Source organism: Microbacterium saccharophilum (genome assembly GCF_007992455.1).
Lineage (GTDB): Bacteria > Actinomycetota > Actinomycetes > Actinomycetales > Microbacteriaceae > Microbacterium > Microbacterium saccharophilum.
On sequence record NZ_BKAH01000009.1, the window covers coordinates 1 to 20,273 of the forward strand.

At 71.7% G+C, this 20,273-nt stretch carries 20 protein-coding genes, 1 tRNA gene and 1 pseudogene; 10 read left to right on the forward strand and 12 right to left on the reverse strand.

The window, feature by feature from the left end:
* Positions 1–147: 147 nt before the first annotated feature.
* The 3 genes from MSA03_RS09880 to MSA03_RS09890 all read right to left on the reverse strand — a co-directional run bounded on the left by MSA03_RS09880 (position 148) and on the right by MSA03_RS09890 (position 3,501).
* Positions 148–1,623, reverse strand: a complete 1,476-nt coding sequence (locus MSA03_RS09880) for a dicarboxylate/amino acid:cation symporter (protein ID WP_147050828.1) — start codon at positions 1,621–1,623, stop codon at positions 148–150.
* A gap of 232 nt (positions 1,624–1,855) precedes the next feature.
* Positions 1,856–1,947: transfer RNA gene (locus MSA03_RS09885), tRNA-Ser, on the reverse strand.
* Positions 1,948–2,046: 99 nt separating this feature from the next.
* The gene (locus MSA03_RS09890) at positions 2,047–3,501 is read right to left on the reverse strand and encodes an HNH endonuclease signature motif containing protein (RefSeq protein WP_147050830.1); all 1,455 of its coding nucleotides are present in this window, start codon (positions 3,499–3,501) and stop codon (positions 2,047–2,049) included.
* Between the two features lie 144 nt (positions 3,502–3,645).
* On the opposite strand from MSA03_RS09890, the gene MSA03_RS09895 reads away from it, so the two are divergent.
* A complete protein-coding gene (locus tag MSA03_RS09895) occupies positions 3,646–4,680 on the forward strand; it encodes a lactonase family protein (RefSeq protein ID WP_147050832.1) in 1,035 nt (344 codons plus the stop codon).
* Positions 4,681–4,735: 55 nt separating this feature from the next.
* On the opposite strand, the gene MSA03_RS09900 is transcribed toward MSA03_RS09895, so the two are convergent.
* Positions 4,736–6,463: a cation:proton antiporter gene (locus MSA03_RS09900; protein ID WP_147050834.1), complete on the reverse strand. Its 1,728-nt coding sequence runs from the start codon at positions 6,461–6,463 to the stop codon at positions 4,736–4,738.
* 83 nt (positions 6,464–6,546) lie between these two features.
* On the opposite strand from MSA03_RS09900, the gene MSA03_RS09905 reads away from it, so the two are divergent.
* On the forward strand, positions 6,547–6,891 hold the full coding sequence (locus MSA03_RS09905; RefSeq protein WP_147050836.1) for a DUF2834 domain-containing protein: 345 nt from the start codon (positions 6,547–6,549) through the stop codon (positions 6,889–6,891).
* A gap of 19 nt (positions 6,892–6,910) precedes the next feature.
* The gene (locus tag MSA03_RS09910; protein WP_147050838.1) at positions 6,911–7,933 is read left to right on the forward strand and encodes a serine hydrolase domain-containing protein; all 1,023 of its coding nucleotides are present in this window, start codon (positions 6,911–6,913) and stop codon (positions 7,931–7,933) included.
* Here MSA03_RS09910 and MSA03_RS09915 read toward each other — a convergent pair.
* Positions 7,923–8,630: an NUDIX hydrolase gene (locus MSA03_RS09915; RefSeq protein WP_028494917.1), complete on the reverse strand. Its 708-nt coding sequence runs from the start codon at positions 8,628–8,630 to the stop codon at positions 7,923–7,925. The genes MSA03_RS09910 and MSA03_RS09915 overlap by 11 nt on opposite strands.
* A gap of 213 nt (positions 8,631–8,843) precedes the next feature.
* Between MSA03_RS09915 and MSA03_RS09920 the strand changes: the two genes are divergently transcribed.
* Positions 8,844–9,038, forward strand: a complete 195-nt coding sequence (locus MSA03_RS09920) for a hypothetical protein (protein WP_147050840.1) — start codon at positions 8,844–8,846, stop codon at positions 9,036–9,038.
* Between the two features lie 7 nt (positions 9,039–9,045).
* On the opposite strand, the pseudogene MSA03_RS09925 reads toward MSA03_RS09920, so the two are convergent.
* The 4 genes and pseudogenes from MSA03_RS09925 to MSA03_RS09940 form a co-directional block, all read right to left on the reverse strand.
* Positions 9,046–10,660: pseudogene (locus MSA03_RS09925) on the reverse strand (DHA2 family efflux MFS transporter permease subunit).
* 81 nt (positions 10,661–10,741) lie between these two features.
* Positions 10,742–11,140 carry a hypothetical protein gene (locus tag MSA03_RS09930; RefSeq protein ID WP_147050842.1) on the reverse strand — a complete coding sequence of 133 codons (399 nt, stop codon included), beginning with the start codon at positions 11,138–11,140 and terminating at the stop codon, positions 10,742–10,744.
* Positions 11,141–11,147: 7 nt separating this feature from the next.
* Positions 11,148–12,431, reverse strand: coding sequence for an MFS transporter (locus MSA03_RS09935; RefSeq protein WP_147050844.1), 1,284 nt, complete (start codon positions 12,429–12,431; stop codon positions 11,148–11,150).
* A 158-nt stretch (positions 12,432–12,589) separates the two neighbouring features.
* Positions 12,590–13,087 carry a DUF427 domain-containing protein gene (locus tag MSA03_RS09940; RefSeq protein WP_147050846.1) on the reverse strand — a complete coding sequence of 166 codons (498 nt, stop codon included), beginning with the start codon at positions 13,085–13,087 and terminating at the stop codon, positions 12,590–12,592.
* A gap of 63 nt (positions 13,088–13,150) precedes the next feature.
* Here MSA03_RS09940 and MSA03_RS09945 point away from each other — a divergent pair, with 63 nt between their 5' ends.
* Positions 13,151–13,759, forward strand: coding sequence for an LON peptidase substrate-binding domain-containing protein (locus tag MSA03_RS09945; RefSeq protein WP_028494913.1), 609 nt, complete (start codon positions 13,151–13,153; stop codon positions 13,757–13,759).
* Positions 13,760–13,789: 30 nt separating this feature from the next.
* Here the strand turns inward: MSA03_RS09945 and MSA03_RS09950 are convergent, their stop codons facing one another.
* Entirely contained in the window at positions 13,790–14,569 is a 780-nt protein-coding gene (locus MSA03_RS09950) for an isocitrate lyase/PEP mutase family protein (RefSeq protein ID WP_028494912.1), read from the reverse strand.
* A gap of 97 nt (positions 14,570–14,666) precedes the next feature.
* Here MSA03_RS09950 and MSA03_RS09955 point away from each other — a divergent pair, with 97 nt between their 5' ends.
* From MSA03_RS09955 to ligD, 4 genes are all read left to right on the forward strand, one after another.
* Positions 14,667–15,464, forward strand: coding sequence for a glycosyltransferase family 2 protein (locus MSA03_RS09955; protein ID WP_147050848.1), 798 nt, complete (start codon positions 14,667–14,669; stop codon positions 15,462–15,464).
* Entirely contained in the window at positions 15,461–16,294 is an 834-nt protein-coding gene (locus tag MSA03_RS09960) for an endonuclease/exonuclease/phosphatase family protein (RefSeq protein WP_147050850.1), read from the forward strand. Before MSA03_RS09955 ends, MSA03_RS09960 begins: the two co-directional genes overlap by 4 nt.
* On the forward strand, positions 16,291–16,854 hold the full coding sequence (locus tag MSA03_RS09965; RefSeq protein ID WP_147050852.1) for a DUF2238 domain-containing protein: 564 nt from the start codon (positions 16,291–16,293) through the stop codon (positions 16,852–16,854). The genes MSA03_RS09960 and MSA03_RS09965 overlap by 4 nt, the downstream gene beginning before the upstream one ends.
* 150 nt (positions 16,855–17,004) lie before the next feature.
* Entirely contained in the window at positions 17,005–18,240 is a 1,236-nt protein-coding gene (gene ligD, locus MSA03_RS09970; RefSeq protein WP_147050854.1) for a non-homologous end-joining DNA ligase, read from the forward strand.
* A 2-nt stretch (positions 18,241–18,242) separates the two neighbouring features.
* Here the strand turns inward: ligD and MSA03_RS09975 are convergent, their stop codons facing one another.
* The gene (locus MSA03_RS09975) at positions 18,243–18,737 is read right to left on the reverse strand and encodes a metallophosphoesterase family protein (RefSeq protein WP_147050856.1); all 495 of its coding nucleotides are present in this window, start codon (positions 18,735–18,737) and stop codon (positions 18,243–18,245) included.
* 99 nt (positions 18,738–18,836) lie between these two features.
* Between MSA03_RS09975 and MSA03_RS09980 the strand changes: the two genes are divergently transcribed.
* On the forward strand, positions 18,837–19,631 hold the full coding sequence (locus MSA03_RS09980; RefSeq protein ID WP_147050858.1) for a hypothetical protein: 795 nt from the start codon (positions 18,837–18,839) through the stop codon (positions 19,629–19,631).
* 12 nt (positions 19,632–19,643) lie between these two features.
* On the opposite strand, the gene MSA03_RS09985 is transcribed toward MSA03_RS09980, so the two are convergent.
* A complete protein-coding gene (locus MSA03_RS09985; RefSeq protein ID WP_147050860.1) occupies positions 19,644–20,147 on the reverse strand; it encodes a bifunctional nuclease family protein in 504 nt (167 codons plus the stop codon).
* Positions 20,148–20,273 lie beyond the last annotated feature (126 nt).

Sequence of the window (20,273 nt, forward strand, 5' to 3'; positions counted from 1 at the left end):
CGGCGCGGGCGAACGGCGGCGCCCCGGCTCGCGCCCACGCCACCGCCACGCCGCCGCCGCGCCACCGCGCCACCGCGCCACCGCGACAAACGGCAGGGATGACGAAGCCCCGCCCGATCGTGACCGGGCGGGGCTTCGTGACGTACGTCAGATGCGGGCGGGTTCGCCCTGCGGGTTGGCGTCCGTGGCGGGCGCGGGCGCCGTCGCGGCGACCGGCGCCGCTGCGACGGCATCCGTCGTCTCGTCGTCGTCGCCGGAGTCGTCCGCGAACGGCTCACCGTCGCGCGGGGCGTTGTACAGGTCCTGGTTCAGGATGCCTTCGCGCTTGGCCACGATCGCCGGGACGAGCGCCTGCCCGGCGACGTTGACCGCGGTGCGGCCCATGTCGAGGATCGGGTCGATCGCGAGCAGCAGGCCGACGCCCTCCAGCGGCAGGCCCAGGGTGGACAGGGTGAGCGTCAGCATGACCGTCGCACCCGTGGTGCCGGCGGTCGCCGCCGACCCGACGACGGAGACGAGCGCGATGAGCAGGTACTGCACGAGCGAGAGCTCGATGCCGAAGAACTGCGCGACGAAGATCGCGGCGATGGCGGGGTAGATCGCGGCGCAGCCGTCCATCTTGGTCGTCGAGCCGAGGGGCACCGCGAACGAGGCGTACTCGCGGGGCACGCCGAGGTTCCGCTCGGTGACGCGCTGCGTGAGCGGCAGGGTGCCGATCGAGGACCGCGAGACGAACGCGAGCTGCACGGCCGGCCACACGCCGGAGAAGTACTGGCGGATGGAGAGGCCGTTGGTCTTCAGCAGCACGGGGTACACGACGAAGAGGACGAGTGCGAGCCCGAGGTAGATCGCGACGGCGAACCACAGCAGGGTCGTGAGCTTCTCCCAGCCGTAGGTGACGACGGCGGACCCGATGAGGCCGAGCGTGCCGATCGGCGCGATGCGGATGATCCACCACAGCACCCGCTGGATGACCTTGAGGAACGATTCGGTGAACGCGACGAACGGCTCGGCGCGCGTGCCGAGCTTGAGCGCGGCGATGCCGACGGCGACCGCGATCACGATGACCTGCAGCACGTTGAAGCCGACCGTCGAGGTGATGGCGCCGGCCGGGTCGGCGGAGCTGGAGACGGTGAGGCCGAGGAAGTTCTGCGGGATGAGTCCCTTGAGGAAGTTCCACCACGTGCCGACGGTGTACGGGTCGCCGGTCGCGAGCTGCGACTGGTCGACGCGGTTGCCCGGCTGCACGGTGACGCCGAGGACGATGCCGATCGTCACCGCGATGAGCGCCGTGATGCCGAACCAGAGGAGAGTCTGGCCGGCGAGGCGGGCGGCGTTGGTGACCTTGCGGAGCTGGGTGATGCTCGCGACGATCGCGGTGAAGATGAGCGGGACGACCGCGACCTTCAGCAGCGTGACGTAGGCGCTGCCGATGGTGGAGAGCGTCGCCGCGAGGCCGTTGGGGTTGCCGTCGGCGTCCGGCCCGAGTTGGCGGGCGAGCAGGCCGAGAGCGATGCCCGCGATGAGCGCGATCGTGATCTGGAACCCGAATGACCGGTAGAACGGCTTCTTCGGCTTGACGGTGCGCGCGCCGACGGGCGCGGTGGGGCGTGTGGAAGTCACGGGAGGGTCTCCTGGGGGGATGGCGATCGCCGGATGGTTCGTGTGCGCCGCAGCGCGTGTGTCGACGGTAGACGCGGGGATGGATGCCGCGGGCCGATGTGACCTCGTGTGACAACGGCCCGTGGGGCGGGATTTGTTCCCACCGCCTCGAGATTCCTTCCGCGAGCCGGTGGGGAACCCGGGCGGAAACGCCGATGAGCGCCGCCCCTCGGTGGGGACGACGCTCATCTGGTGGCGGAAGTGACAGGATTTGAACCTGCGAGGCGAGTTACCCCGCCTACATGGATTCCAGCCATGCTCCTTAGGCCGCTCGGACACACTTCCAACGGACGATCCTACCAGAGCGGCACCGGCGCGCTTCTCGCCCGTCCCCTTCATGCTGCACGCCTCATGCCTCATGCCTCGCGCCTCCCGCCGCGCGCCTCATGCCGCGCGCCAGCCACCGCGGTCCGGCGGCGGATCCCACGCCCAGCGCACCGGCGACTTCGAGCGGAGGGCGACGGTCTCCCCCGACCCGCCGGGCGGATGGAGGACGAACGGCCCGGTGCCGTCGCGGCTGATCTTCCAGCCCTGGTTGTGCAGCAGCAGGTGATGGAAGCGGCAGAGAAGAACGCCGCGGTCGATGTCGGTGCAGCCGTGGTCTTCCTCCCAGTGATCCGCGTGGTGCGCTTCGCAGTACGACGGCGGACGGTCGCACCCCGGCCAGAGGCATCCGCCGTCGCGGACGGCGAGCGCCATGCGCTGCTTCCCGGAGAAGAGTCGCTGCTCCCGTCCGACGTCGAGCGGGTTTCCGCCTCGGTCGACCGTCACGGTCACCGACCCGGTGTCGCACAGGGCGCGGTCGAGCACGGCGCCGGGAAGGGCCTCGCCGCCGTCTTCGAGGTTTCCGACGGCGAGCAAGCGCCCGAACGGATCGCGCGGGCCCACGGCATCCTTGACGACGACGAGCCGGACGCCCGGCTGCCGCGCACCGAACACATCCTCCGCGGAAGCCAGGGCGCCCGCGCGCAGGACGTCCATCATCAGGTCGTACGCGAGCTGCTCGTTCGTGCGCGGATCCCGCACGAGCTCGTCTGCCTGCGCCCTCTCGAGGTCGGTCATGAAGCGCGGGCCGCCGCGGCGGGGCCGCAGGGCGGCATCCGTGATGGACTGCACCCACGCGAAGGTCTCGTCGTCGAAGTCGATGCGGGCGTGGTGGACGCCGTCGGCATCCGTCCATGTCCGGAAGGCGCGGCCCGCGTATCGCTGCGCGAAGCGCTCCCCGGCACCCACCGGGTCGAGGGCGTCGCGCACGGCGCGGGCGCGCTTCCCCAGCTCCTCGACGGGCATGCCGGGCGCCTCGCCCACGAGCTGCTGCGCGGCGATCGCCCAGACCTCCGCGGCGCCGTCGCACTCTGCGGGATCGCCGAGGCCGCGCCGGATCGCGTCATGCTGCGCCGCCGTCACCGCCCCGCCCAGCATCGCGTCGCGGAGCCCGGCGTGCCACACGAACACCGGCGTAGCCGGCTCCGCATCCGGATGGGGATCGGGCGCAGACGGCGGACCCTCCAGAAGCGCGGCACCCACTCGGACCGTGCGGCTCGCCTCGCCCCTGGATCCGCCCGTGATCTCCTGCACGAGCGTCACCGGCGAGCGATGCCCGAGCGTGCCCGCCAGTCCCCCATGCGGGGCGGCCGATCGCTCCGCGACCACCCCCGCGGCCGCGACTTTCAGCCGCTCTGCGCAGCCGATGAGCGCAGACGCCTCCTCGAGGAGCGCGACGACCGCGTCATCCGGCATCCTCCGCAGCACCGCCGGCAGCGACGCCGGCTCGACATCGAGAGCATCATGGGCGGCCACGGCCCGTGCTCTCGAGGCGACCTCGGCGAGGAATGTCATACCTGCATTCTGCTCCCACCCTCGGACATTTGTTCGAACGCGCGGATCATCCTGTGGACGACATTCCGCCGGTCCCGCTCGTGGAGGAGGCGGCGTGCGGGAGCACGCGCCACGCCGCCGACCCAGCCGAACTAGGCTCGACCCGTGACCTCCGCAACGCCCCTGGTCCTCGTGGCCAACGCCGGTGACGGCTCCATCAGCACGTTCCGCCTCGCCGACGGCGCGCTCGAGCGTCTCGCCGTGACCGACGGCCTCCCGGGCACCTCGACATTCGTCGTCGACGCCACGCGCGACCTCGTCTACGCCGCCGTCAAGGGCGACGTCCCCGGCATCCGGACCCTGGCCCTCGACCGAGAGTCGGGCCGCCTCACTCCGCGCAGCACGACCGACCTCCCCCGCGGCGGCATGAACTACCTCGCGCTCACCCGTGACGGGACCGCCCTGCTCGGCGCGTCGTACGGCGGCGGGTACGGCATCCTCGCCCCCATCGTCGACGGCGTCGTCGGCGAACCGGTCAGCACGATCGCCTACCCGCGACTGCACTCCGTGCTCCCCAGCGCCGACGGACGCTTCGCGTACTTCGTCTCGCTCGGGGCCGACCTGGTCGCGCAGTACGCGATCGGCGACGACCTCACCCTCACCCCGCTCGACCCTCCGACCGTCGCATGCCCCGCCGGCAGCGGCCCGCGCCACCTCGTCCTGAACGACGCGCAGGATGCCGTCTACGTCCTCACCGAGTTCACCGCCGAGGTCCTGCACTTCGCGCGGAACACCGAGGACGGCACGCTGACCCCGCTCGACAAAGCCACCGCCTACGACACGACGAAGGGCCTCCAGCGCAGCGTCATCGATGAGGACCCGCTCGCGCACCACTACATCTGGGGCGCGGACCTCCACATCGGTGAGGACGGGCGCCGGCTCTGGGCGTCCGAGCGCACCGAGAGCACGCTCGGGGCGGTCGGGGTCGCCGCGAGCGGGTCGGTTCTCGCCGCCGACCGTTTCACCGTCACCGAGACGCAGCCCCGCGGCTTCGCGGTGAGCCGCGACGGCGCGTACCTGGTCGCCGCGGGCGAGAAGTCGACGACCGTCTCCCTCTACCGCGCGGATGCCGACCGGCTCGAGCTCCTGCAGCAGGCCGAGACCGGCACGGGCGCGAACTGGGTCCGCTTCGTCGACTGAGGCCTCGCCCGAGGTGCGTCGCCCACCGTGCGTCGCCCGTCAGCGCCGGCCCGCGTCAGTGCCCTGCGCCGCCGGGACGCCGCTGCAACCGGGTCTCCTCCTGGTCGAGCATGACCTGGGCCTCCGCGAGGATGCGCGAGGGGTAGACGCCCGCGGCGCGAAGCTCGAGCATCTTCTCGCGCTCCGCGGCGACGATGGTGAGGCGCAGCTCGCGGTAGATGCGGTGCGGGGTCTCGCTGTCGGCCCCACCACGGCCGGCGCGTTCCCACGCCGCTTCCGTGTTGAGGAAGGAGGCCTGCCGCGCACGCTCCACGACCTCGGGGTCGAGGGAGTCTCCGCGCGCGGAGATCTCCTCGTCGAGCGCGTCCAGCCCCGCGCCGCTGAGCGTCTCGAGCAGTTGGGCGAAGTCCTTGCGGTCCTCCCTCGCGTCGATGCCCTGCACGCCCAGCAGCTTGATGAGCCACGGCAGGGTGCCGCCCTGCAGCAGGATGCTGACGACCGCGACGGTGAACGCGATGAGGATGAGCTGCGGGCGGTACGGCGTCTCCTCCGGGAGGGACTGGGCGGCGGCGAGCGTCACCACGCCCCGCATCCCCGACCAGCCCAGCACGACGCCCCCGCGCCAGTCGATGTGCTCCTGCCGCTGCGTCTCGAGGTCCGCGCGTCGACGCGTGTAGTCCCGCTCCAGCCGGTTGCGCGCGAGCGCCTGACGCCGCGACTTCATCGGATGGCTCCGGAAGTAGTAGAGCGCCAGCAGCGAGCGGTACGTCTGCTTCTCGGCGTGCCGCGCGCGGCGGCCGAGCGCGTAGACGAGAGGCCCGATCCACAGATACCGGATGACGACGAGCGCCACGGTCGCGAGCAGTCCGATCCCGATGGAGTCCCACACCCCGAGCACGGTCGGGTCGACGTCGCCGATGAGGGTGCGGATCTCCAGCCCGATGAGCAGGAAGACGCCGTTCTCCAGCAGGAACTGGATGGTGCGCCAGTTGATGCGATCGCTGATCCGCGACTGCGGCGAGAACTTCGCCGGTGCCGCGTGCCCCGTGTAGAGTCCGGCGACGACGACGGCGAGGACGCCGGAGGCGTGCAGCTGCTCGGCGGGCACGAACGCGATGAAGGGCACGGCGATCGACAGGGCGGTGTCGAGCACGGGGTCGGACAGCTTCGACCGGACCCAGACGGTCACCCAGCCCGTGACCAGCCCGATGACGATCGCGACCGCGACGGCGTAGAAGAAGTCCGCCACGCCCGCCCAGGGCGAGGCGAGTCCGCCCGCCGCGGCCGCGACCGCGGAGCGGAGGAGGACCAGGGCGGTCGCGTCGTTGACGAGACCCTCGCCCTCGAGCACGGTGAGCAGGCGGGGCGGCAGGCCGAGGCGCCGCCCGATGGAGGTCGCGGCGACGGCATCCGGCGGGCTGATGATGGCACCCAGCGCGACGGCGGCGGCGAAGTTGAGGTCGGGGAGCAGAAGGTACAGGAGCCCGCCCGTGGCGAAAGCGGTGACGATGACGAGCACGACGGAGAGGCTCGCGATCGGCGCGAGGTTCCGGCGGAAGTCGATGATCGGGACGCTGATGGCGGCCGCGTAGAGGATGGGCGGCAGGAGGCCGTCGAGGATGATCTCGTGCGGCACCTCGATCTCGGGCACACCCGGCAGATACGACAGGGCGACGCCGGCGACGACGAGGACGATGGGGGCGGCGACACCGAGCTTCTTGGAGAACGCGGCCACGCCGACGATGATGGCGACTGCCACCACCGCATACACCCCGAGTTCCATCGATGCAAGACTATCGGGCGGCGGTGTCAGGCCCCGCGGGCCTACCTCGCCGCGACGGCATCCGATCGAGGACAATGCCCCTCATGAAGCCCCCGTGGACGCCGCTGTCGATCGCCTACCTCGTGCTCGCGCTCCTCGGGCTGATCGGCACGTTCCTCTTGAATGTGTGGTCGGTCGTGCTGATGCGGAACTATCTCGGCGACCTGTTCACGTCAGGCCCCGCGGTCGGGTCGATCGGCGTCGACCTGCTCGTCGTCGCGATCGCAGGATGCATCCTCATCGTCGCGGAGGCGCGCCGGCTCGGGATGCGCCGCGCCTGGCTGTACATCCTCCTCTCCGGCGTGACCGCGTTCGCGTTCACGTTCCCGCTGTTCCTCGCGATGCGGGAACGCCGCCTCCATTCCGCCCCGGCCCGGTCTGCAGGATGATCGTCTCAGGAGGTACGCCATGCTGACGATCGATCCCGCCGCGCTCGAGCAGGCTGCGGCGAAGCGGGCGTTCACCGGGATCGCCACGGTGGATGCCGGAGACGAACGCACGCTGGCACGGGCCTTCGGATTCGCGCACCGCGCCTTCGCCGTGCCGAACACGCCCGACACGCGGTTCGCGATCGCGAGCGGCAGCAAGACGTTCACGGCGCTGGCCGTCATGCGGCTCGTCGAAGAGGGAGCGCTGCGGCTGGAACAGCCCGTCCGCGAGATCCTCGGCGCCGACCTGCCGCTCATCGACGACGCCGTGACGGTCGAGCATCTCCTCACCCACACGTCCGGGATCGGCGACTACCTCGACGAGGATGCGGACTGGGAGGCGTCCGACTACGTGCTGACCGCCCCGGTCCACACACTGACGACAGCCGAGGCGTTCCTGCCGCTCGTCGACGGGTTGCCGCAGTCCTTCCCGCCGGGCGACCGCTTCGCCTACTGCAACGGCGGGTACATCGTGCTCGCGATCGTCCTCGAGCGCCTGACCGGCGAGACGTATCATGACGTCGTGCGGCGAAGCGTGTTCACTCCGGCCGTCCTCACGCAGACCGACTTCCTCCGCTCCGACGAGCTGCCGGGGACCGCGGCGCTCGGCTACCTCTTCGAAGACGGGGACCGCGTCAACACGCTGCACCTCCCGGTGCTCGGCAACGGCGACGGCGGCGCATACACGACCGCGGCCGACCTGCACCGCTTCTGGCGCGCCCTCTACGGCGGCCGCATCGTGTCGCCGGCGACCGTGGCGGCCATGACGATCCCGCGGCACGATGTGCCGGACGAGGGGATGCGGTACGGCATGGGGTTCTGGCTGCACCGCACCGCTCCCGCCGCCGTGCTGGAGGGATACGACGCCGGGGTGTCGTTCCGGTCGACGCACATCCCGGCATCCGACACGACGGTGAGCATCCTCGGCAACAGTTCGGAGGGCGCATGGCCTGTCATCGGCGTCGCAGCAGAGGCCGTCGACGCGTGGCTGGTCAGACGGTGACGGGCAGTTCGCGCGTCCCGTCCCACGGTTCCGTCCAGCCGAGGCGGTCGAACAGGCCGTCCAGCACGATCGCGGTGAACCCCCAGACGAGGTGGATGCCCGTGGCGTGCGGCACATGGAAGGCCGGTCCGCGGAACTCCTGACCTTCCCGCCGGATCACGGTGACACCGCGGTTCGCCGGGTCGAGGAGGTCGGCGACCGGGGCGCGGAAGACGGCAGCCGACTCCGCCTCGTCGACGACGCGGACGGGCGTCGGATGCCGCCACCAGGCGAGCACCGGGGTGACGAGGTGCTGCGAGAAGGCGAGCGGGAGCGTCTCGAGGGTGCCGAGCACGTCGACCCCGGCCGGGTCGAGGCCGGTCTCCTCCTCGGCCTCGCGCAGCGCGGCGGCGATGGGCTCTTCGCCGCCGTCGAGACGGCCGCCCGGGAAGGCGACCTGGCCGGGGTGCGAGCGCAGCGTCGCCGCGCGGGCGAGGAGCAGCACGTCGAGATCGCGCGAGACGGCGTCCGCCGCGTGGACGCTCCGCACGCCGTCGAGGACGCCGAACAGGATGAGCACGGCGGCGGCGCGGGGGGCGGTGGGGACCGGAGCTCCGCGCAGCGCCGAGAAGCCGCGCCCGGCGGAGCCCGCGGCGACGGCGGCGGTCAGCGCCTCCAGCTGCGCTCGGGCGCTGAGCGGAGCACGTTCGGCAGGCACCCGTTCAGGCTACGCCGGTTGTCGAGCGCGTATCCGTGCTGTTGAGCGCGTATTCGCTGCGTCGAGCGCGTATTCGGGAGGGTGAGTGCGCATCCACGTCGAATACGCAGTCAACCCGTTGAATACGCGCTCGATGTCAAGGGGCTGGGCTGCGCGCGGTGTTCGGGGTGAGGGTGCGGGGGAACGCGCATCTGCGCATGAGAGGAGCACGCCATGAGCACCGCCTTCCCCGACGCCCCCGGCGAGACGCCCGGCCCCGCCGGCCCACCGGATCCGGGACTGCCCGGCGCCCCGGAGGAGCCGCTGGCACCGTATCCGTCTGAGCCGCTCGCGCCGAACCCCACGGAGCCGTTCGCGCCGAACCCGGAGGAGCCGCTCACCGACCCGGACGGGCCGAACCGCTTCTGACCCGACGTCAGGTGGACGGGCGCGCCGGGTCCTCCGAGACCTGCGCGTCCTCCTCCTGCCGCCGGCCCGCACCGAGCGAGAACGTCGCGGCGAGGCCGACGAGAAGGAACCCCGCGGCGGTGAACGCCGACGCGCGCGTGCCGTCCGAGAAGGCCGCCTCGGCGGCGGCTCCGAACGCCTCGGTCTCGGGGTTCGCCGACAAGCCGGCGATCGCGCCGCCGGCCGAGTCGACGACGGCGCTCACGACCGTGTCGGCCTGCGCGGCGGGAACGCCCGCGTCATCGAGGGATGCGCTGAGCGCCGCGCCGGTCGTCGTGAAGAGGACCGTGCCGAGGATCGCCACGCCGAGCGCCGAGCCGACCTGACGCGACGTGGACTGCGTGCCCGATCCCTGACCCGACAGCTGCACGGGCACGTCCTGGAGGATGACGCCGGTGAGTTGCGCCGTGGCGAGCCCGACCCCGAAGCCGTAGACGAACAGGGCGGGGACGAGCCATCCCCAGGCCGCGTCCGGCGCGATGATGAACCCGACCCACGCGACGCCGATGATCTCCGCGACGATGCCGAGACGGACGATGACGACGGGCGACCTTGCCGCTGAAGGCCCCCGCCGCGCCGCTGGCGAAGAACGAGCCGAGGGCGAGCGCGAGCAGCAGGAAGCCGGTCTGCAGGGCGTCGAATCCGAGCACGAACTGCAGCCACAGGGGCAGCGAGAGGATGATGCCGAACTCGCCGAGCGAGACCACGAGAGCGGCGACGTTGCCGTTGCGGAAGGACGGGATGCGGAAGAGAGAGAACTCCAGGAGCGTGCCCTTGCCCTGCTTCGCGCGCGCCAGTCCCCACCAGATGAAGCCGACGAGCGCGACGACGGCGATCGCGAACGCGACGGGGATGGGCGACAGCTCGAACGGCCAGGTGAACGAGCCGATCGTGAAGTCCTGCTCGAGCGTCCACCAGCCATAGGTGCGGCCCTCGATGAGCCCGAAGACGAGCGAGCCGAACAGGAGGACGGACAGCACGGAGCCGACGATGTCGAGGCGGCCGCGGCGGGGCTCCTTCGACTCGGCGACCGTCAGCAGCACGCCGATGATGATGATGATGCCGAGCGGGACGTTGATGCCGAACGCCCAGCGCCACGAGAACGCCGTCGTCAGCCAGCCGCCGAGGAGCGGGCCGACCGCGGCCATGCCGCCGATGGTCGAGCCCCACACCGCGAACGCGATGCCCCGCTCCTTGCCGCGGAAGGTCGCGTTGATGAGCGAGAGGGTCGTCGGCAGGATCATCGCGCCGCCGACGCCCTGGACGAGGCGGGAGAGGATCAGGATGCCGCCGTCGGGTGCGAGCGCCGCGAACACCGACGAGGCCGCGAAGAGCACGACGCCGAGCAGCATGACGCGGCGGCGACCGAAGCGGTCGGCAAGGCTGCCGAAGAGCAGGAGGAGCGCGGCGAAGACGAGCGTGTAGGCCTCCTGGACCCACTGGACCTCGGTCGAGGTGATGCCGAGCTCGTCGACGATCGACGGCACCGCCACGTTCACGATCGTCGAGTCGACGATGATGAGCGACACGGCGATGCTGATGAAGACCAGCCCTATCCAGCGCTTCCGAGCGGCAGCTTCCACAATTTATCTCGCTTATCTAGTAATACAGTTGGCGAGATTACTCCTTCCAGCCTGAATCAGCACATCCGGCGCGGATGAGGATCAGCGGAAGAGGTCGTCGTACTCCGCGACCGGGACGATGCCGTCTGCGGCGGCGGCGAGGGCGTCATCCGCCGCGATGAGCGCATCGGCCTGCAGCGTCGCGACAGCGAGGTACTCGGCCTGTGCCGTGTCCTCCCACCCGAGCCGAGACGCGATCCTCCACGCCGTCGCCCGCGACACCCGGTCGCCGAGGAGCCGGATCTTCAAGGCCGCGATGCCCTCCAGCCGTGCGCGGCCCTCCTTCTCCGGGAGGGTGCCCTCGCGTACGGCCCGGTACAGGGCGGAAAGCGCATGGGAGCGCAGCACGGCCGGGCCGACCAGCGCGTGGGCCGGGCTCACCGCACGCCCCTCTTCCACGAGCCGCAGGGCCGTTCCGGAGTCGATCGCGTACCGGGTCATGCCGCGATCATCCCACCGGGCGGGGACACTCCACAGCGCGCACGGCGTCGAGGCTCCGCGCCGCCGCCGCCACGCGTGTGCGCCGCTCGATGGCGAGGTTCAGCACCCCGAGCGCCACGACGATCGCCGCCGCCAGCAACGGGATGACCATGGCGCTCCGGGCCCCGAACGCCTCCGCCAGGGCGCCCGTCCCGGCGGCCGCGAGCGACTGCGACAGAGCCATCGCCGACCCCAGCACCGTCATGAGCGTCGCCGACCGGCCGACCGGACTGCGCTGGCCGCCGAGGCTGTAGAGGGTCACGAGCGTCGGCCCGATGCCGAGGCCCATGAGCGCGAGCATCAGCGTCACAGCCGACACCGAGTCGCTCAGCGTGAAACCGAGGGTGGATGCCGCGAGCACGCTCGCGAACAGCATCCATCGCCAGCGCAGCGCGAACCGGGTGGGCAGCAGCGCCACGGCGAGGGCGAGGACGGCAGACCCGATCCCCATGACCCCGTACAGCAGCGAGGCCGTGTCGACGTCGTTCCGCTCGGCCATGAACGCCGTCAGGGAGGTGAGTGTCGCGCCGAAGAACATCCCGACGGCGAAGGTGGCGGCCACGAGCACGAGCACGGGGGCGCGCAGCAGCTCCCGGGCCGGCGCCAGCTCGACGTCCGCGTCCCCGTGCGCCGGCGACACACGCGCGGTGGGGTGCAGCGCGAACGCCGTCACGAAGACGAGGCTCAGGACGGCCGCGGCGGCGATCGGCATCCACGGGGCGATGAACGAGGCGAGCACGCCGACGACCACGGGGCCGATGACGAACGCGGTCTCATCCGCCGCCGACTCGTACGCCATCGAGCGGGAGAACGTGCGGATGCGGCGGTGCGGCGAGAGCCGGTCGCGGATGATCGTGATCATCCGGCTCCGCGACATGGCCGCCGCCTGCGGGGCGGACAGGCCGATCAGGAACGCCGAGGCCAGCAGCATCCCGTCGAACAGGTCCGACGATGCAACGAAGGGGAACGCGATGAGCAGCGCCCCGTTGACGAGGCCGAGCGGGACGAGCACCCGGCGCTGGCCGAGCCGGTCGACGGCATCGCCGACGACGGGGCCGGCGATGACGGTGCCGATGCCGACAGCGGCCGAGGTCAGTCCGCCGAGGGCGACGGAGCCGCGGACCGAGACGACGAGGGTGAGCACGCCGACGACCATCATGGCGAACGGGAGGCGCGCGAGGAACGCGATCGGGAAGTACCAGAACCCGGTGTGCGAGATCAGGGAACGATCATCGACGGCGGTCGCGGTCATGGTGGAGCACCTCGGTTCGGCTGGCGGTCGGAGTGTGCCGCCTTGCCTTCCCAGCAGGTAGATGCACCGTACGGGCGCCGCGGAATGCGGACGCCTCGGGTCCAGGGTAGCGCGTGCCGGTGGGAACGCGCTGGGTGGATCGAAGGGATGCCGGGCGGCTACCAGCCCATCGAGCCCGGGACGCCCTTGAACGGGCCGACGATGGCGGAGGTGACCCATCCGCCGTAGAACCCGCCGGGCTGCGGCGTGACGGTCTCGCCGTCCACCGTGCACCGGTCCATCTCACGCGCGTACACGGCGACGCGGTCGGCGAGCACCTCGTAGCCGGGCAGCGGATGCGGGTAGCCCCACCCTGCGCGCGGGCGCACGAGGCCGCCCCCGGCGACGTCGAAGTAGCGCGCCGCCCCCTTGAACTCGCAGACCGACGATCCCGTCGTCGGCGCGAGGGACCCGTCGGCGAACGCCCCGATCGGCAGGTAGTAGACCGGCGGATGGCTCGTCTCGAGCACGCGTACGACGTCATCGGTGTCGACGATCACCTGGCCCCCGAGCACGATCGACACACGGGAGGCGACCGGCTCGACGCGGGGCGGACGGGGGTAGTCCCAGACCGACTCCTGGCCGGGAGCGACGGGATCGGCGTGCGGGCGCGGCATCCCCTCACTGTACGTCCGCTGAAGGTCGACCCGGGCCGCCGCAGGCGATGTTTGACTGGTGCCATGAGCGCCGTGCCGATGTTCCCCCTCGGGTCCGTGCTGTTCCCGTACACCCCGCTCCCGCTGCGCGTCTTCGAGCCGCGGTACCTCACGATGCTGGGGCGGCTCCTGGACGCCGAGGAGCCGATGTTCGGCGTGGTCCTCATCGAGCGGGGACACGAGGCCGGCGGCGGGGATCAGCGCAGCAGCATCGGGACCCTGGCGCGCCTGCTCGAGGTCTCCACCGGCGACGACGACATGTACGCCCTGGCCGTCGGCACCGAGCGGATCACCGTGGACCGGTGGCTCGACGACGACCCGCACCCGCAGGCCGAGGTGTCGCCGGTCCCGCCGCTGGAGTGGAACGAGGCGCTGACACCGCTGCGGAACGAGGCGGAGGCGCTGGTGCGCCGGATGCTGGCGCGCAGCGCCGTCGTCGGTGAGGCGCAGTGGGATCCGAACGTCGAGCTGTCCGACGATCCCGTCGCCTCGGCGTGGCAGCTCGCCGCGATCGCGCCGCTCGGCGAGTACGACCGGTTCACGCTGCTGCAGTCGACGACGACGGGCGGCCTGCTGCGCCAGATCATCGACCTGACGCTGGAGATCGAGCCGCTCCTCGGGCTGCCGGACTGAACGCCGCTCAGCTGCCGGATTGAACGCCGCTCAGTTGAGCGCGCGGGTGGACGGCGGGATGACGCCGTCGGCGTACAGGCTCTTCGCGACGTCCTGCAACGCCGTGAGGGCGACGCGTTGCGTCGTCGGCCCGTACGAGATGCGGGCGACGCCGAGCGCCTCGTACTCCGCGGCCGTGAGCGCGCCGGGCAGGCCGATGACACTGACCTTCCGCTCCCCGATCCCCTCGACGAGCCGCCGCGTGACGTCGGCGTTCAGCACGCCGGGGACGAACACGATGTCGGCGCCTGCGTCGAGGTAGGCGCGGCCGCGCTCGATGGCATCCGCGATCGACTCGTCGAGCGGACGGTCGCCGCCGCGGACGATGGCGTCGGTGCGGGCGTTGAGCGCGAAGGGCACGCCCTCGGCCACGCCGGCACGCACGATCGCCTCGACGGCGGCCACCGACTCCGCGAGCGGCTTCAGGCGATCCTCGACGTTGGCGCCGACGATGCCCACGCCGATCGCACGGCGGGCGGTCTCGCCCGCGTTGCCGAAGCCGGCATCCAGATCGGCCGAGACGGGCACGTCACCGGCAACGGACACGATGCGGCCGACCATGTCGAGCACCAGCTCGAGCGGGATGTTCTCGCCGTCGGGGTAGCCGAAGGTCGCGGCGATCGAGTGACCGGCGGTGGCGAGCGCCTTCGTCTCGGGCAGATCGAGGATCGCCTTGGCGGATACGACATCCCACACGTTGACGACGCGGAGGATCTCCGGCGCGGCGTGGAGGGCGGACAGGGTCTGGGCGCGTTCTGCCTGAGAAGTCATGTCCTCCTGGCTATCGGTCCCCGTCGCCGGTGTCAACGCCCCCGGGCCTCTTCGTCCGATGGGCTAGCGTGGCCGGACAGCCGCCTGAGGAGTCGACGTGACTGCACGCCCCGAGGGATCGCCGACGATCTCCGTCGTGATCCCCGTGAAGGATGACGCCCGCGAGCTGCGCCGGTGCCTGCGCGCCCTGCAGCTGCAGACCCGGGAGCCCGACGAGATCGTCGTCGTCGACAACGGGTCCGCGGATGCCTCCGCGGAGGTCGCGCGCGACGCCGGCGTGCGGGTCATCCGATGCGATCGCCCCGGCATCCCCGCAGCGAGCTCCGCCGGGTACGACGCCGCGACCCAGGACGTGATCGTGCGACTGGACGCCGACTGCCTTCCGGCGCAGACCTGGATCGAGACCGTCGAGAGGGCGTTCGTGCGCCGGCCGGACGTGTCGGTGTTCACGGGCGGGGCGCGCTTCATCGACGGGCCGCGGGCGCTGCGCACGTGGCTCGCCGCCTGCTACCTCGGCGCGTACGTCGTGGTCACCGCGCCGGCGCTCGGCCATCTGCCGGTCTTCGGCTCGAACCTCGCGTTCCGCCGGTCGGCGTGGCAGCGCATCCGCGGCCACGTGCATCGGCAGGATGCCGAACTGCACGACGACCTGGACCTCGCGTTCCACCTGGGCGAGCGGCACCGCATCCGCTACCTGCACGGCGCGGCGATGGGCATCTCCATGCGGCCGTTCGCCGCCGGTGCGGGGTTCGGGCAGCGACTCCTGCGCGGCGTCCGCACGGTCCTCGTGCACTGGCCGGCGGATTTCCCCCCGGTGCGATGGGTGCGGCTGCTGCTTCGGCGGGGGCTGCACCGGCTCGGCGTGCCGGTCCCGCGACGCCGGGCTCCCCGATGAGCGTCACGCCGCTCATCGGGCCGGTCGAGGCGCCTGATCTCCATGTCGTGAGCTACAACATCCGGCGCCGGTTCACCGGACCGCTCGTGCGCCCGGCCGACCGGTGGCGACTGCGCCGCCCGCGCCTGACTGCGCTGCTCCAAGCCGAGCGCCCCACTCTCCTGGGCGCGCAGGAGGCCATGCCCGACCAGGCCACGGCGGTACGGGATGCACTCGGTCCGCGGTACCGGTTCGTCGGGCACGGCCGGGACGCGAACGGGCGGGGCGAGGGGTGCCCGCTGTTCTTCGACGGGGAGCGCCTCGAACTGCTCGACTGGCGGCAGACGGCGCTCTCCACCCAGCCGGACGTCCCCGGCTCCCGGTCGTGGGGCGCGATGCTCCCCCGCGTGCTCGTCACCGCCTCGTTCCGCGACCGCGCGACCGACGTGCGCTTCATCGCGCTCAACACCCACCTGGACGTCTTCTCGCCGCGGGCCCGCGCCGCCGGCGCGCGGCACATCCGCGAACTCGTCGAGGACCAGGAGCTTCCGGCGATCGTCACGGGAGACTTCAACGCGCGCCCGGGGTCGGCGCCGCTCCTCGAGCTGTTCGGCGGCGATGACCTCGTCGATGCGTGGGATGCCGCCGCGGAACGCGAGACACCGGAGTGGGACACGTACGCCGGTTACCGTCGCCCGCACGTGCGCCGAGGCCGGATCGACTGGATCGGGGTGTCGCCGGACGTGCGCGTGCTGCGCGCGGCCATCGACCCCCGGCCGGTCGGCGGCGGCTGGCCGTCGGATCACCTGCCGGTGCATGCCGTCGTGCGGATGGGGGGCCGCGGCGCATGATCGAGAACTTCCTCCGCCGCCCGCGCGGCGTTGCCGAGATCCTCGCCGACGCCGTGCGCGTCGCAGGGGTGCTGAGCATCCTGGTCGCGGCGATCTGGTGGACCGGGACGGATGCCGGCATCCTCTCGCTCGCACTGCCGGCACTGCTCGCCCCGCGGTTCGTCGGCGTGCGGCCGGGGTTCGACATCGCGTACGGGGTCACGGTGCTCATCGCATCGTGGAGCAACGTGCTCGACCTGTACCGCACCATCACCGGATGGGACCTCGTCGTGCACACCGTCTGCACGGGCCTCATCGCCGCGATCGCGTATCTGGCGCTCGTTCGCTGGGGCATCGCGCCGCCGCCTCGAGAGGCTCGCCGGGCGGCCGTGATCTTCACCGCGGCGCTCGGCCTCGCGGCGAGCGCCGTCTGGGAGATCATCGAGTGGATCGGCAAGACGTTCGTCACGGATGAGATCTTCGTCACCTACACCGACACGATCGGCGACATGGCCGTCGGCGCCCTGGGGTCGATCGCCGCCGGCTTCCTCGTGGCGAGGGTGCGCCTGCTGCGGGACTGACGGCGTTTGCGGCGGGCGCGACGCGGGCGCTGCTGCGGAGGCGACGTGGAGGTTCCTGCACCGCGAGTTCGACCTGGCACCGTTCTGACGGCATCCGGCGAGCACACGGCGACCGTCGCCATCGGCCCGCGGCGTCCGTAGAGTGGCGCCATGTCTCCTGGCAAAGGCGATGCCGTCACGCTCGAGATCGGCGGGCGCGAGGTCCGTGTGAGCAGTCCGGGGAAGATCGTCTTCCCGGATGCGGGGCTCACGAAGCTCGACATCGTCGAGTACTACCTCACCGTCGCCGACGGGGCCCTCCGCGGCGCCGCCGACCGCCCGATGGTGCTCAAGCGCTTCGTGAAGGGCATCGACAAGGAGGCCTTCTTCCAGAAACGCGTCCCCGAGAACCACCCCGACTGGATCCGGACCGCGACGCTGCAGTACGCCTCGGGCACGAGCGCCGAAGAGACCGTCATCCAGGATGCCGCGGGCCTCGCATGGGTCGTCAACCTCGGCTGCCTCGACCTGAACCCGCACCCCGTGCGTGCCGGCGACCTCGACCACCCGGACGAGCTCCGCATCGACCTCGACCCGATGCCCGGCGTCGACTGGTCGCAGATCGTCGACGTCGCCTTCGTCGCCCGCGATGTCCTCGACGACCTGGGCCTCGTCGGCTGGCCGAAGACCTCGGGCTCCCGGGGCATCCACATCCTCATCCGCATCCACCCGCACTGGGACTACAAGGACGTGAGACTCGCGGCGCAGACCTTCGCACGCGAGGTCGAGAACCGCGCGCCGGGACTCGCCACGGCGCACTGGTGGAAGGAGGAGCGCGGGGAAAGCGTCTTCGTCGACTTCAACCAGAACGCGAAAGACCGCACCGTCGCCTCCGCCTACTCCGTGCGGCCCCGCCCCGACGCCCGGGTCTCCACACCGCTCAGCTGGGACGAGCTGCGCGTGCGGCGCCCCGAGGAGTTCACCGTCCGCACGGTGCCCGCCCGCTTCGCGGAGATCGGGGACCCGCACGCGGGCATCGACGATGCCCCCGGGTCGCTCGAGGCGCTCCTCGCCCTCGCGAAGGACCTCGGACCCGCCGAGCGCGCACCGCGCGCCGCCGACGGGTCGGGCCGGCGCCAGTCGACGATGCCGCTCATCGAGATCGCGCGTGCCAGGACGAAGGACGAAGCCCTCGCCGCGCTCGAGACCTGGAAAGCGCGTCATCCGGGCGTCGTCGCCCAGCTCTCCCCCGCCGATATCCTCGTCGACGGGATGCGCGGGTCGAGCTCGCTCTGGTACCGCATCCGCGTCAACCTGCAGCACGTGGCCGAGCCCGATCGCCCCGGCCAGGAGCCCCTCGAGGTCGACTACGACCCCTGGGCAGGCAGGACGGACCCCCGCGCCTGACCTCAGAGGGTCTGCAGCTCGACGTCCCGCAGCACACCGTCGTCCACGACGGCGGTCATCATCGTGTGGTGGGGCTGGCGCCGCCGGTCGGTGGGCGATCCCGGGTTGAGCAGGCGCCTGCCGCGGGGCGTCATCGTGTCCCACGGGATGTGGCTGTGCCCGAAGACCAGCACATCGACGTCGGAGTACGCGGCGTCCATCCGCTCCTCGCGGTTGCGCGCCGGACCGGTCTCGTGGGCGACCCCGAAGCGCACGCCCTCGATCTGCCGGCGCGCGACCTCGGGCAGCCGCGCGCGCAGATCCGGGCCGTCGTTGTTGCCGAAGACGCCCAGCACGTCGCCGTGGGCGGCGAGCTCGTCCAGAACGGATGCCGTCACCCAGTCACCGGCGTGGACGATGAGGTCCGCGTCATCCGCCGCCCGCAGCACGGCGGCCGGCAGCACACGCGCCCGCCCGGGGATGTGCGTGTCGGAGATGAGGAGGAGCCGCGTCGTCATCCGACGAGTCTGCGGGGCGGGGGCATCCCTGTCGAACGGGTGCGCGGGGCCCCCGACACCTGGTAAAGGACGCCCGGTCGCCTTTGATAGCGTCGAACAGTGACCAAGACCGCCGGTTTCGCGTTGACCGCCCTCGCCGCGCTCCTCCTCGCCGGGTGCTCCGCGACCCCCGCCCCCTCGGAGTCGGACACACCCGCTGCGGCGCCGACCGCGAGCGCCTCCCCGACGGCATCCGCGACGCCGACGCCGGAGCCGGCCGCCTGGTCGGCACCGGAGGAGTGCACGGCGATCGACGTGAGCCCCGGCGCCACCGTGACCGGCGACGAGCTGGGTGCGTGCATCCAGACGGCGCTCTCCTCATTCGGCACGGGCAAGGAGACGATCAGCGGCGCGGAGCTCGGCGGCGAGATCCGCTTCCAGTACACGCCCGAATTCGAGTTCCAGGGCTCACTGGAGACCGGTGACGGGCCCATCGAGATCACGTTCCTCGACGGCATCATGTGGATCGACAGCGGCGACGGCCCGGTCAAGGGCGATCCCGAGTCCACCGACCCCGACGAGCAGATGGCCGGGATCACCGGCGAGCTGTACCGCGTCTTCTCCGACCCCTCCTTCGCGGGCGACCTCATCGCAGCGAGCCCCAGCTGGACGGTCGCCTCCGCGCCGGACTCGATCACGCTGGCGAACGGCGACACCGTGTCGGCGACCCGCATCACGAGTGACGCCCCGTTCAGCTGGTACGACCTGCCGGTGCAGAGCTACGTCGTCTGGTTCGCCGACAACTGGACCCCGGTCGGTTCGGAGGGCACCGCATCCTTCTTCGGCGCATCGAGCACCATCACCCAGCACTACTACGACCTCGGCGAGCCCGTCGAGATCACGCCCGCCGGCTGAGCGGGGGGTCCGTCACTCCCGGAAGTCCTCCGGGTCGACGTGCTCGAGGAACTCCTTGAACTCCTCGAGGTTCTCCTCCGGGTCGCCCCCGGCCTCATCCTCCGTCACGACGTCGATCACGCCGGCCTCGGCGAGCACATCGTCGGCGACCCAGATCGGCGCCGCGGTGCGCGAGGCGAGCGCGATGGCATCCGACGGTCGCGCATCCACGAGATGGATGCCGGCGGCAGAGGTGATCGTCACCTCCGCGTAGAAGGTGCCCTCCTCGATCCGCGTCACCTCGACGCGGTCCACGGTGGCGCCGAGCTCGTCCAGGAGGGACCGCATGAGGTCGTGCGCGAGCGGGCGTGGCGGGATGGCCCCCTCGACGGCGATGAGGATGGAGGTCGCCTCCTGCGTGCCGATCCAGATCGGCAGGATGCGGCCCTCTCCCGGAAGGGAATCCAGCGGCTTCAGCAGGATGACGTGCTGCCCGGCCGCATCCAGAGCCACCCCGGCCACTCTCACCTGGACCATGGCCCCTCCCCTCGATGGATGCCGTCGGCGCTGCTTCCATCGTAGGCACGTGCCCCGGGATGCGGACCTGGACGCGTACCCGGGGCGGGAGGACCCCCCTCCTCCCGCCCCGTTCCGCTGTCGCCG